Source organism: Gluconobacter kanchanaburiensis NBRC 103587, assembly GCF_007988905.1.
Classification (GTDB): domain Bacteria; phylum Pseudomonadota; class Alphaproteobacteria; order Acetobacterales; family Acetobacteraceae; genus Gluconobacter; species Gluconobacter kanchanaburiensis.
Genome location: NZ_BJVA01000020.1, coordinates 1 through 12,454, shown reverse-complemented (window position 1 = coordinate 12,454; position 12,454 = coordinate 1). Strand labels below are relative to the sequence as shown.

The 12,454-nt window shown below is 61.1% G+C and carries 13 protein-coding genes and 1 riboswitch; of the genes, 6 read left to right on the top strand and 7 right to left on the bottom strand.

Annotation, left to right across the window (positions count from 1 at the left end; all coding sequences use genetic code 11):
* The first annotated feature begins 10 nt into the window (after window positions 1-10).
* Genes GKA01_RS12225 through GKA01_RS12200 form a run of 6 tightly spaced genes read left to right on the top strand, consistent with a single transcriptional unit; the run spans window position 11 to window position 6,037 of the window.
* Window positions 11-1,264: an extracellular solute-binding protein gene (locus GKA01_RS12225; RefSeq protein ID WP_146863542.1), complete on the top strand. Its 1,254-nt coding sequence runs from the start codon at window positions 11-13 to the stop codon at window positions 1,262-1,264.
* Complete coding sequence (locus tag GKA01_RS12220) at window positions 1,261-2,133, top strand: sugar phosphate isomerase/epimerase family protein (RefSeq protein WP_146863539.1); 873 nt, start codon at window positions 1,261-1,263, stop codon at window positions 2,131-2,133. Before GKA01_RS12225 ends, GKA01_RS12220 begins: the two co-directional genes overlap by 4 nt.
* Entirely contained in the window at window positions 2,130-3,071 is a 942-nt protein-coding gene (locus tag GKA01_RS12215) for an ROK family protein (RefSeq protein WP_146863536.1), read from the top strand. Before GKA01_RS12220 ends, GKA01_RS12215 begins: the two co-directional genes overlap by 4 nt.
* Before the next feature lie 7 nt (window positions 3,072-3,078).
* Window positions 3,079-3,993 (top strand): carbohydrate ABC transporter permease, encoded by a 915-nt coding sequence (locus tag GKA01_RS12210; RefSeq protein ID WP_244289211.1) that lies wholly within the window; start codon window positions 3,079-3,081, stop codon window positions 3,991-3,993.
* The gene (locus GKA01_RS12205; protein WP_306309785.1) at window positions 3,975-4,817 is read left to right on the top strand and encodes a carbohydrate ABC transporter permease; all 843 of its coding nucleotides are present in this window, start codon (window positions 3,975-3,977) and stop codon (window positions 4,815-4,817) included. Before GKA01_RS12210 ends, GKA01_RS12205 begins: the two co-directional genes overlap by 19 nt.
* A complete protein-coding gene (locus GKA01_RS12200; protein WP_146863530.1) occupies window positions 4,814-6,037 on the top strand; it encodes an ROK family transcriptional regulator in 1,224 nt (407 codons plus the stop codon). Before GKA01_RS12205 ends, GKA01_RS12200 begins: the two co-directional genes overlap by 4 nt.
* 9 nt (window positions 6,038-6,046) lie before the next feature.
* Here the strand turns inward: GKA01_RS12200 and thiD are convergent, their stop codons facing one another.
* Genes thiD through thiC form a run of 7 tightly spaced genes read right to left on the bottom strand, consistent with a single transcriptional unit; the run spans window position 6,047 to window position 12,050 of the window.
* A complete protein-coding gene (gene thiD, locus GKA01_RS12195; protein WP_146863527.1) occupies window positions 6,047-6,808 on the bottom strand; it encodes a bifunctional hydroxymethylpyrimidine kinase/phosphomethylpyrimidine kinase in 762 nt (253 codons plus the stop codon).
* On the bottom strand, window positions 6,805-7,767 hold the full coding sequence (locus GKA01_RS12190; protein WP_146863524.1) for a HesA/MoeB/ThiF family protein: 963 nt from the start codon (window positions 7,765-7,767) through the stop codon (window positions 6,805-6,807). The genes thiD and GKA01_RS12190 overlap by 4 nt, the downstream gene beginning before the upstream one ends.
* Window positions 7,764-8,375 carry a thiamine phosphate synthase gene (locus GKA01_RS12185; protein ID WP_146863584.1) on the bottom strand — a complete coding sequence of 204 codons (612 nt, stop codon included), beginning with the start codon at window positions 8,373-8,375 and terminating at the stop codon, window positions 7,764-7,766. Before GKA01_RS12185 ends, GKA01_RS12190 begins: the two co-directional genes overlap by 4 nt.
* Complete coding sequence (locus tag GKA01_RS12180; RefSeq protein ID WP_146863521.1) at window positions 8,375-9,133, bottom strand: thiazole synthase; 759 nt, start codon at window positions 9,131-9,133, stop codon at window positions 8,375-8,377. Before GKA01_RS12180 ends, GKA01_RS12185 begins: the two co-directional genes overlap by 1 nt.
* A gap of 1 nt (window position 9,134) precedes the next feature.
* Window positions 9,135-9,332 (bottom strand): sulfur carrier protein ThiS, encoded by a 198-nt coding sequence (gene thiS / locus GKA01_RS12175; RefSeq protein ID WP_146863518.1) that lies wholly within the window; start codon window positions 9,330-9,332, stop codon window positions 9,135-9,137.
* Window positions 9,322-10,260 (bottom strand): FAD-dependent oxidoreductase, encoded by a 939-nt coding sequence (locus GKA01_RS12170; protein WP_146863515.1) that lies wholly within the window; start codon window positions 10,258-10,260, stop codon window positions 9,322-9,324. Before GKA01_RS12170 ends, thiS begins: the two co-directional genes overlap by 11 nt.
* Window positions 10,257-12,050: a phosphomethylpyrimidine synthase ThiC gene (thiC, locus tag GKA01_RS12165; protein WP_146863512.1), complete on the bottom strand. Its 1,794-nt coding sequence runs from the start codon at window positions 12,048-12,050 to the stop codon at window positions 10,257-10,259. Before thiC ends, GKA01_RS12170 begins: the two co-directional genes overlap by 4 nt.
* 134 nt (window positions 12,051-12,184) lie before the next feature.
* Window positions 12,185-12,320: riboswitch (TPP riboswitch) on the bottom strand.
* Window positions 12,321-12,454 lie beyond the last annotated feature (134 nt).

The following is a 12,454-nucleotide window of genomic DNA, read 5'->3' as shown; positions in this document are numbered from 1 at the left end:
TCTGGTAGGAATGGTCGCCACACGTTCGGCCGAAGCCGCTCCTTTGACCATTTTCTGCTCTTCCAGTGGCACCGAGCTGTCACTGTGCCATCAGGCCGTTCAAACCTGGACGGCGAAAACGGGACAGGAGGTCAGGGTCATAGCCCTTCCGTCTGACTGGGGAACAGTCCTGCCACTGTATCGGCAGCTTCTCCCGGCCGCCCACCCTGCTGCCGATATCCTGATCCTTGATAGTACCTGGATCGGAACCCTGGCGCCGCTTCTTCTTGATATTCCTCCTGCCGACGATGACAGAGGCATCCAGCCCGGTCTTTTTCAGGTCGGGGGTCGGCGGGTCGCCCTTCCCTGGTACCGCGACATCGGTCTGCTGTTCTATCGTCGTGACCTTCTTGAGCGCTACCACATGCCCGTTCCGACGCACTGGGACGAACTGGAACGGACCGCAGCGTTCATCCAGAGCGCCGAACGTCAGGCAGGCCGCCCGGTCTGGGGGTATGTGTGGCAGGGTCGGACAACGGAAAGTCTTGTCTGCAATGTTCTGGAATGGGACGCTTCGGAAAATCCGGTCGAAGCCGATGGAACGGTCAAAAACAGTCTGCCCGGACTGCAGCATGCCCTGATGCGGGCCGCTCACTGGGTCGGAACGGTCTCTCCTCCCGGCGTTCTCAATTACGACGAGGAAAATGCCCGCGGTATTTTTCAGTCGGGTCAGGCAGTGTTCATGCGGAATTGGGTGTATGCCTGGGCCCTCGCCAACAATCCCGACAGCCCGGTCTCGGGAAAGATCGGCGTTGCCCCCCTTCCACGGGATGCCACGAGTTCCGCAACGGGGATGGACGGCACAGTCTATCTCGGCATCGCACGCAATACGGAGCATGCGGCCGAAGCCCTCTCCCTGCTGCGTTTTCTGACCAGCGGCAGCACCGAACGCCATCAGGCGCTTGCAGGAGGCTATATCCCCGCCCGAACGGACCTTCTGGACGATCCTGAAGTCCGGCGCGCGATCCCCATCCTCGACACCATTCGCCCCGCCCTGTCATCGCTGGAGCTGCGTCCCGTGGCGCAGACGGGCGTCGATTATCCCCGCGTCTCATGGATGATGGCGAACCGCTTCAAGGATGTTCTTCGTACTCCGGGGGTCACGCAACAGGCCCTTACCGAGCTTGTTTCCGATCTGCAACGTCTTGCCCTGCTGGGTCAGTGGTCGCGACAGTCCCCTTTCCGATCCTCTTCCAGTTCACTCATTGAGAGACAACAGCCATGACCTTCCGAACCGCCACAGCACCTGACGCCTGGGGCGTCTGGTATGCCAGCGACCCAAAGCAGACCCCCTGGGAGCGTTATCTCGATGAGGTTGCCGCATCCGGCTATGACTGGACCGAACTGGGACCGTGGGGCTATCTGCCGACTGATCCCGTGCAGCTTCAGGATGCCCTGTCCAGTCGCTGCCTCGGCCTTTGCGGCGCAGCGGTCGTCCATTCCCTGAGTGCCCCGGATGCTCTGGCGACGCTGCGGGAACGGCTGCGCCCCCTGTGCCGGAACCTGGTTGCCACGGGCACTCCGTGGCTGCTGCTGATGGACGATTCCGACGCGTATCTTACCCCTCAGGCCCGGATCGCAACATCCGGGGTCTGGGGACGCATGATGCATGTCATCACGACGATCGCGCAGGAAATCCGGCAGGAGCACGGCCTGCGCCTCCTGTTCCATCCTCATGTCGGCACCGCCATCGAGACCGAAGCTGAAATTCTGCGGCTCCTGAATGACACGCCCGCCGATCAGGTCGAACTCTGCTTCGATTTCGGCCACCATGCCTATACGGGCGCGGACGCCCTCGCTTTCATGCGGCAGCACGCATCGCGCATCCCGTATTATCATTTCAAGAATCTGGACGGAGACATCCATGCCAAGGCAATGGCTGCGGGAACACCCTTCATGGACGTTTTCCAGAACGGTGTGATGTGCGAACTGGACAAAGGCGTTCTGGACTTTGGCGAAGTCGTGGATTTCCTGCGCGAACGGAACTTCGATGGTTTTATCGTCGTCGAACAGGACATGTATCCCTGTGCGCCTGACAAGCCTCTTCCCATCGCACGGCACAACAGAAACGTGCTGAAACGGCTCGGCCTGTGACCGTTTCCCTCTCCTGCACCCCGGTTCTCGGAATTGATGTTGGTGCCACCAAGATCGCTGCGGGCGTTGTCGATCCCAGCACGGGAGACATCCGTTTTCTCACGCGCATTCCCACACGGCGTCATGTTACACCGGACGAAATCGTTTCCGATATCAGCGATGTCGTCACGCAGGTCCTGACCGATGCCCGGCGGGATGCCAACGGTCCGGAGGATATGCCGCAGACAGCGGGCATTGCGGTACCGGAACTTGTTGACAGGCAGGGACAGATCCGCAGCACCTGGAATTTCGCTCTTCCCGGTCTCGCAGGTATCATCCGTGAACGCACAGGGGTTTCCGTTCGTCTGGAAAGCGATGTCAGGGCCGCGGCATTCGCGGAAGCCCGTTTTGGCTCAGGACAGTCCTGCGACAGTTTTGCCTATTTCTCGCTCGGATCGGGAATCAGCTATACGCTGTGCCTCAAGGGGCGTCCCTACAAAGGAACACACGGGTTCGCCATTCATTTTGCCAGTTCCGCCCTTGCCGTTCCCACACAGGATCGCGGCCGTCTTAGCGTCGCCATTCCAGAGGATTTCGCGTCCGGACTGGGGATGGAGCGCCTGTGGGCCGCGCGGGGCGGTGAAAGCCTGAAGGAAGGGGGACATACGCTTGAAACCCTTGCCTCTGCGGGAAACACGCTCGCCCGGAGCGTCATCGAGGATGCCGCCGACATGACAGGCCGTCTCATCGCCCAGACCATCAACATGCTCGACCCCGAGAAAATTGTTCTGGGGGGCGGCCTGGGATGCTCCGAGGGGCTGTACCGTCAGAAACTGGAGGAACATGTCCGCGCGAATATCTGGGAGCGGTCCTGTGCGGACATTCCCATCCTGATCGCCGGGCTGGGCGAACAGTCCGGCATCATCGGTGCGGCGCTAAGCGCGCTGGCGGCGGACTGACTGCTCCGTGCTGACTGTACCGCGCCCGATGAGGCTTGCATTCAGGAGTTTCGACTGGCGGCCCTGGGCTCTCGTTGCCCCGGCCATGATCGTTCTGGCAGGGGTGATCGCTCTCCCGTTCGCGCGGACAGTCTGGCTTGCGTTTCATGATGATCCACACGGCTTCATGCCGGCAGAGCCGGGGTGGAGCCTGACCAATTTCAGAACGCTTCTTCAGGACATGGCATGGTGGAAAGCCGTCGGCACGACCCTGCTTTTCGCCTCCGCAGCCGTCATCAGCGAAACCTGTGCAGGGCTGGCGATTGCGGGGTTTCTTCAGGGCTACGGCATGAGGACCCGGGGCATTCTACTTGCCATCATCCTTCTGCCCTGGGCCGTACCCGCGGTGGTAGCCGCACGGCTGTGGAACTGGATGCTCAACGACCAGTACGGCATCATCAACGCATTGCTGGTCCGCGCCGGTCTGCTGCATCAGGGGGGGGCCTGGACCACCCATCCGCGCAGCATGATCGCCGTCATGGTCGCCATAGATTTCTGGCAGGCCACGCCCTTCATGGCCCTGCTCTCGCTTGCAGGATTGCAGTCCATCCCCACGGATGTTCTCGAAGCGGCCAGACTGGATGGTGCCTCTGCCCGGCAGCGCTTCATCGCCATAACCCTGCCCCTTGTTGCCCCGGTCCTGTCCATTGCCGTGCTGTTCCGTCTGCTGGATGCGCTGCGGATGTTCGATCTGGCCAGTGTGCTGTACGGAACGGATACAGGTGGCATGACCCTCTCGGCATTCGTCCAGACCCAGATCGTCCAGTTCGGCGCACCTGGCTATGGCGCAGCAGCGGCGCTCGGGACCCTTGGCATTATCGGTCTTGCAGGCGTTCTCTATGCGATGTGCCTGAAGGTTCCCACGTGGCTGCGTTCCTCGTGAGAGTGACAACGGACATGCCGGGAGCCGGACGCCTGATCATGCTGGCTTTCATCCTCCTGCATACCCTTTTCCCTCTCTACTGGGCGCTGGTTACGTCCTTCCGTCACGGAACCACACTCTTTTCCACGGCCCTGCTCACCACACCGGATCTCGGCAATTACAGAACAGTTCTTGGCGGTCCGGCGCTGTGGCGGGAGACATTCAACTCGGTCCTTTGCGCCGGTTCGATTACACTCCTGTCCCTCATTCTTGGCATTCCCGCCGCCTATGCCCTTGGGCAGATGACCTTTGCCGGCCGGAAAACGATACTGGTTCTTCTGCTCCTGTGTTCCATGCTGCCCCCGATCGCCATCCTGTCGGGACTTTTTGAACTGATCTCGGCCCTGGGGCTGTATGACCATGTGGGAAGCCTCATTTTCGCTGATCTGTTCTTTGCCCTGCCTTTCACGATCTGGTTATTGAGCGGCTTCTTCCGGGACCTTCCGGCAGAACTGGACGACGCTGCAAAACTTGATGGCTGTGGCCTGACGCGCCGTATCCTCAGCATTCATCTGCCACTCGTCTGGCCGGGAATTGCCGCCACAGGACTTCTGAACATCATGACATGCTGGAACGAGTTTCTTTTTGCCCTGACCTTCACACTGAACGACTCAGCCCGTACCCTCCCGGTCGGTATCGGACTGATTTCCGCCCCAGGCCGGTTTGAACTTCCTTTCGGAACCATCATGGCCGCATCTCTCCTCGCCACTCTCCCTCCGATCCTGCTCGTCCTGTTCTTTCAGAACCGCATTGCCTCCGGTCTGACTGCGGGGGCTGTCAAATGACTGAAAATACGAGATCAGACGGTGCCGGGCAGGCCTATTCCCGGATTTACAACCGTCGCCTGATCTTCGAGCTTCTCCATCAGGCGGGGCCGCTGAGCCGCGTGGATATCGCGGACCGCATCGGCCTCAAACCGCAGACGATCTCAGGGATCACCCGCGAACTTCTGACGCAGGGTCTGATCCACGAGGTCGGCAAATCCGTAGGCCAGCGCGGCCAGCCCCAGACCTATCTCGCCCCCAATCCGGATGCGGGATATTCGCTGGGGATGCATGTTGATCAGGGGCGGATTTCCGTTGTCCTCGGCGATCTTCTGCTCAATATCCGCCAGCGGATCGAGTGGACGGGAGAGACAACCGATCCCACGGCTACGGCGACAGTCATGGCACGTCTTGCGGAAACGATGATCCGTGAGAGCGGTATCGAAAAACACAAGATCTGGGGAATAGGCCTCGTTCTTCCGACGCTGAACGCGGATACGTATGAAGCCGAGATGACCATGCCGGGCTGGGATCTGTGGCGCGGCTTTGATATGGCGGGCAAACTTGGCTCCCTGCTGGGCCTGCCCGTCCTCATGGAAAATGACGCGACCGCGGCCGCGATGGCCGAACTGTTTTCTCATCCCGGCATCTCACCGCGAAATGCCGTTTTGATCTATATCGGATATGGAACCGGAGCCGGCATCGTCGTGGACGGCATGCCCATGAAAGGGGCGCGTGGCAACGCGGGCGAGCTCGGTCTTCTGCCGCTCTCGCTCTGTGTGCCCGACAGCGCGGGGAACGTAATCGATGACCAGCTTTCCCTCCATGCGATCGCCCGCATGCTGCGCTGTCCGGTCGCGGAACTGACACCAGAGGCCATTGGCAACATGCACGCCCGCCGCGACAGCGCCCTCATGCACTGGATGGAGACAGCTGCAAGAACCCTGCGCGTTCTGGTTGCGATCGTGGAGACGGCCTTTGATCCCGAAACGATTTTTCTCAGCGGCGGCTTTCCGCACTCGGTCCTGTCGGCACTGGTTGAACGCGCCTATCCGCTCCTCCCCTCGTTAAGCGCTATCCGGGAGCGGGAATTACCCCGTCTGACAACCGCAACGCTCCTCACCGATGGTCCTGTCATCGGCGGCATGACGCTGCCGGTTTTCGTCAATACGAAACCTGACTTTCGTCATCTGTATCTCCGTCAGGTCGGCAGCGACGAACGACCGTTCGATCATCGCTGAGCCGTCGGCTCACACAGAGCAGGCACGGGAAAGTCTCGCCTGCTCCATTCTGAAACGGTCCTCAAGCCCGGCCCGGGCGGCTCTCACAGCTTGTGGTATGAAGTTTCCTTGCGCCAGTCCCGCAGCCAGCCCACTGGCGAGCTGGCATCCCGTTCCCCTGAGGTCGAACGGGTATCTCACGGACCCGAAGGACAAAGGCAGGCCGTCGCGCTGATAGAGGATATCGGTCGCAGACGGGGCCTGATGATCATGCCCGCCTTTGACCAGAACGCTCTGACAGCCCTGGGCCAGAAGTGCAGCCACCACATCCCCCTGCCCTGCGGACACGTCAAACCCCAGAGCAGTTCCCAACGTGGCAAGTTCCGGCAGATTGGGCGTGAGGACAGTCGTGTGCGGCAGGATATCTTCAAGAAGCGCCCGAATTCCTGCCGGCTCCAGAAGGGTATGACCCGAACTGGAACAGAGGACCGGATCCAGAACGACCGGCACATCGGGCAGACGTGCCGCCACAATACGCACGAACGCTGCATTCCCCATGGCTCCGATCTTAACGGCTCCCACGCCGTCTTCCAGCGCAGCATCAATCTGGGCGATCAGCACTGTCGGTGAGACAGGCTCCACGGCCAGCACGGCGCGATCGGTCTGGGCCGTGACGATCGTGACAGCCATATGCGCCGTCAGACCCGCGTCATGAACCGCAAGCAGGTCACGCGCCAGTCCGGCCCCGCCGCTGGAATCCATACCGCCGATCAGAAGGACGGGACGCGTCACCGGCCCGTTGCCGCAATGAACGCGGCGCCACCGTTCTTCCCGGAAAAACGCTTAGCGGCACGCCAAGCCCGCAGGCCACTGGCACAGACAAAAACGGTTCTTCCGGCCGCTGGAGCCAGCATTTCCGGGTGTTCGATCGCGCCACGAACCGCCCATTCCACGGAAGGGGGGCCCTCTTCGTCCGCCCCACGAAGATCGAACACCCGATCCGCTTCCGCAATCTCTGCAAGACCAAGAACGAAAGGGCCGTTTCCTTCCGCCGGAGGAGCCGTATCGAAGCGGAAAGACGAACTTCTCCAGCGCTCCAGATCCAGCGTCATGATCTGCCCCAGCGGAGAGGGCTGTGTCTGAAGCAGAACGGAGAGCACCAACTGCGCCTGTATGGCTCCGAGCGCCGCCACAGCAGGCCCCATCACACCGGCTTCCGCGCAATTCGGCAGAATGGCGGGAAGATCCGGGAAAACAGCCCGGTAATCCGGCGCCGTGCCGCAGAACCCGCCCGCATATCCCGACCGTCCAAGCACCGAAGCACTCACGAGGGGCAGACCTGCTTCAGCACACAGATCGGACAACAGATAGGTGACCGCCACGCTGTCCGCCGCATCCACGACAACGGACACATCCGTCAGGAGGCTCCGGGCCAGTGCCGGCTCCAGACGCTCTGCCACAGGTACGATCTGACAGTCCGGATTCAGGTCCGACAGCCGGCTAACCACGCAGGATGCCTTGAAGCGGCCGATATCGTCCGTGCGAAAGAGCGTCTGACGATGCAGGTTGCTCTCATCCACACGATCATGATCGACCACCGTCATCCGCCCGCATCCGGCTCCGGCAAGCGCAGGCAGAACAGTCGCACCCAGACCTCCCGCGCCCACCACCAGGATATGGGCGTCCAAAAGGCGCTTCTGGTCCGCTTCCCCCTGCGGGAAAAGCCCGGTCTGTCGCGAATAACGGCTCATCGTCTGTAGGCCTGCGTCGCTGCGACCCATTCCCGACAGCGCGCCACCGGGTCCTCGGCCTGCTGGATGTCCGTCACAACGGCCGCGCTGTCCGCCCCCGCCGCAAAAACCCCTTCAAGGCGCTCCGGCGTAAGGCCGCCGATGGCGACGAGCGGCGTCTCCCCGACGCGGGTTTTCCAGTTCCTGACGCGCTCCAGCCCCTGCGGCCCCCATTTCATTTTCTTCAGAAGCGTTGGATATACGGGACCAAGTGCGACATAGGCCGGGTCGTAAGACAGGGCCCGTTCGAGTTCCGCCGGATCGTGGGTGGACAGTCCGAACCGGATCCCCGCATGCCGCAGAGCATCAAAATCAGCGGTCTCCATGTCTTCCTGCCCGAGATGGACGAAATCGCATCCCAGTTCCAGCGCAAGACGCCAGTAATCATTGATGACAAGCTGCGCGCCATGTGTCGCGCACAGCGTCCGCGCATGACGGATCTGACGGCGCAGTTCCGGCTCCGTCATGTCCTTCAGCCGAAGCTGAACCAGACGCACGCCACAGGGCAGCAGCGTTTCCAGAAACGCCACATCGCCCACCAAAAGATAAAACGGATCAAGCACTGTCATCACGCCAGCTCCGCCAAACCGAAGACTGGCGTTGAGGCGCAGGCCATGTCCCGTCTGGGCATCAGCCCGGCCTCGAACGCTTCCCGCCCCGCCTGAATGGCGCGCCCAAATGCCCGCGCCATGGCTGCCGGGTCCACGGCTTTGGCCACCGCCGTATTGAGCAGGATGGCGTCCAGACCCATTTCCATGGCTTGTGCCGCCTGACTTGGCGCGCCGATCCCCGCGTCCACAACCAGCGGAATCCCGGAGAAATGCGCCCGCATAGTCCGCAGACCTTCAGGATTGCGCAACCCCTGCCCCGATCCGATCGGCGCGCCCCACGGCATCAGCACCCTGCATCCGGCCTCAAGGAGTTTTTCCCCCACGATCAGGTCTTCGGTTGTGTAGGGGAACACCTCGAACCCCTCCGCACACAGCACGCGCGCGGCTTCGACGAGCGCGAACGGGTCCGGCTGGAGTGTGTCGGCATGGCCGATGACTTCCAGCTTGATCCACGATGTTCCAAACACTTCGCGCGCCATGCGCGCCGTGGTGACGGCTTCGCGGGCCGTATGACACCCTGCCGTGTTCGGCAGCAGTCGGCAGCGGCTTTCGGACAGAATGTTCCGGAACGCAGCCCCCGCAACGCCCTCCCGCCGCAGCGAAACCGTGATGATCTCCGCGCCAGATGCCTCGATCGCCTCCAGCAACACCGCTGGCGACGGGTACTGAGCCGTCCCGAGCATCAACCGCGACGTCAGATCAACGCCATAAAACATGTCAGCCTCCCTGCATCGGAGACAGGACTTCGACCTTCATGCCCTCGTCCAGACGGGTTGCATCACGCATGGAACGGGCAATGAAATCACCATTCAAGGCCGTCGCCACGCAGGGGGCATCGAAACCCTGTTCGGTCAGCAGGTCGGCCAGCGTCCGGGCCTGTGTCCTGACGATCTCGCCGTTCAGATCAATCCGCATGCGCATAAACCTCCGCAAGTTCTGCCGCCAGTTGCTCGGCGCAGACGGGCGCCATGAGGAAACCGTGGCGGTACATCCCGTTGACGTAACTCCGCCCCGCGACATGGCGGACGGCCGGAATATTGTCCGGAAAAGACGGGCGCAGTCCCGCGCCCAGTTCAAGGATTTCAGCCTCGGCAAAGCCCGGATGAAGCGTATAGGCCGCCGAAAGCAGTTCCATCGCCGCCCGTGCCGTCACCGGGCCGGGGCGGGCGCTTTCCACCATGGTCGCCCCGATCATGTACCGATCCCCGTCTCTTGGCACGACGTAACAGGGAAAGCGCGGATGCAGCAGCCGGACCGGCCGCGTCAGCGTTACGTCCGAGGCATGCACGATCAGCATTTCCCCTCGCACGCCACGCAGATCGGCGAGACTGTCCCGCGATGCCAGCCCCCGACAATCCACGACATGACCGCGCGGCGTCCCGGAACGGAAGGTCACGCCTTTTGCCAGCAAGCTATCGCGCAGACTGGCGAGCGCTTTACGCGGGTCCAGATGCGCTTCGGTCGGGAAAAACAGTCCGCGTGCAAACCGCCCCTCCAGATCCGGCTCCAGATCGCCGGGGACGACCCAGTCGTGCTCCTGCGTAGCGCGCGCAAAACGATCCAGTTCGGCACCATCACGCGGTGGGGCGACGACAAGCGTGCCACGCTTTGTGACGCCCGGAACATGAGCCGCCCACCAATCTACCGCCGCCTGCCCCTGCGCTACGATCAGGTCGGGCGCGCTTTCCCCCTCGCAGAATGGGGCCAGCATTCCCCCTGCGAACCGTGATGCCGCCTCTCGACTGCCCTCCGGGACGATGACTTCCACGTCAAGACCCCGGTCGGAAAGGGCCGTGGCACAACATAGCGCCGCAACCCCCTCCCCCAGGACGGAATAAATCATTCCGCCGGTTCCGTCACGGGAACATAAAGCTCGCCGCCTTCCCGGAACTTCCCGGCCATTTCTTCCATTCCGGCCTGCTTTTCCGCTTCCGCCCGGATGTCATGGGAGATCTTCATCGAACAGAATTTCGGGCCACACATCGAACAGAAATGCGAGACCTTGTGCGCCTCTTTCGGGAGGGTCTCGTCATGCATGGACCGCGCCGTATCGGGGTCCAAACCCAGATTGAACTGGTCTTCCCACCGGAACTCGAACCGCGCACGGGACAGTGCATCGTCACGCATCTGCGCGCCCGGATGCCCCTTCGCCAGATCCGCCGCATGCGCTGCAAGCTTGTAGGTGATGACACCGGTTTTGACGTCGTTTCGGTCCGGCAAGCCCAGATGTTCCTTGGGCGTCACATAACAGAGCATCGCCGTTCCGAACCAGCCGATCATGGCCGCACCAATGGCGGAGGTAATGTGGTCGTAACCCGGCGCAATGTCGGTCGTCAGCGGGCCAAGCGTGTAGAACGGTGCCTCGTGGCAGTGCTCAAGCTGCTTGTCCATGTTGGCCTTGATCTTATGCATCGGCACATGGCCCGGCCCTTCGATCATAACCTGACAATCTTTCGACCAGGCGATTTTTGTCAGTTCGCCAAGGGTTTCCAACTCCGCGAACTGCGCCGCGTCATTGGCATCCGCAATCGAACCGGGGCGCAGTCCGTCGCCCAGTGAGAACGACACGTCATAACGACGGCAGATATCGCAGATTTCATCAAAATGTTCGTACAGGAAGCTCTCGCGATGATGATGCAGACACCATTTCGCCATGATGGAGCCACCACGGGAGACAATGCCCGTCACGCGACGCGCCGTCAGCGGGATCATGTGCAGGCGGACACCGGCATGGATGGTAAAATAATCCACCCCCTGCTCCGCCTGTTCGATCAGCGTATCGCGGAAGATTTCCCATGTCAGGTCTTCCGCAATTCCGCCAACCTTCTCCAGCGCCTGATAGAGCGGAACCGTCCCGATCGGCACAGGCGCGTTGCGGATGATCCAGTCGCGGATGTTGTGAATATTGCGGCCCGTTGAGAGATCCATGACCGTATCCGCGCCCCAGCGGATGGACCACACCATCTTCTCGACTTCTTCTTCCATCGAAGACGTCACGGCCGAGTTACCGATATTGGCATTGATCTTCACAAGGAAGTTACGGCCAATAATCATCGGTTCGAGTTCTCGGTGATTGATATTGGCGGGAATAATGGCGCGACCCGAGGCAATTTCCTGCCGCACGAATTCCGGCGTCACGAAATCCGGAATGCTGGCTCCGAAATCCTCGCCGTCGCGAAACTCTTTCAGGGCTTCCGTCCGGCCGATATTTTCGCGGATCGCGACGAATTCCATTTCCGGTGTGATGATCCCCGCACGAGCATAGGCCATCTGTGTGACGGCGCGATCTCCAACAGCCCGCAGGGGGCGACGTTGCTGCGGAAAGCTCGGAGTCAGGCGGTCACCCTGTGCAAAACCGTTATCGGCTGCCGTGATCGTCCGCCCTTTATACTCTTCCACGTCTCCACGATCGCGCAGCCAGTTTCCCCGGCTATCCGACAGGCCCTTTGCGATGTCGATGCTAACGGATGGATCGGTATAGGGGCCTGAACTGTCATAGACATTCAGCGGACATTCACCCGAAACCGCAATCTGCCGAAGGGGAACCGCGATGTCATGATGCACGCCACGGACATGGATCTTGCTGGAGGCCGGCAGAGGGCCGGTCGTAATAGCGGGAATGGAAGCGTTCATGTGGTGTCTCCTCAAGCGCACTCGAAAAGACCCAGGGAGAACGTGAAGCAGAAAGGGAGCCGCCGTCCCTTGTGCACATAGACACAAACAGGGCCGAATCGGCCCGATAGGAGCACTCCCATACGATTATGGAAATGTGATTCCCTCGGTCTTCCTACGCCAGTATCAACTGGGTCAGGTTCAAAGGGTCGCTTCACCGTGCCGCAGGTTACCCTAGCAACACTAATCAGCCTCTCAGTCCCTTAAGGCGGGACCCCCCTGACGAACCTCGAGCGTGCAAGAAAAACGAAAGAAAATCAACAGAACAAAAATAAACGTGACCTATGCATCGGCCCGACAACAAAAAAAACCCCAGGCCGTTTCCGGACTGGGGTTCGTGATGCGTTCTTATCGCAAGTTCGGTA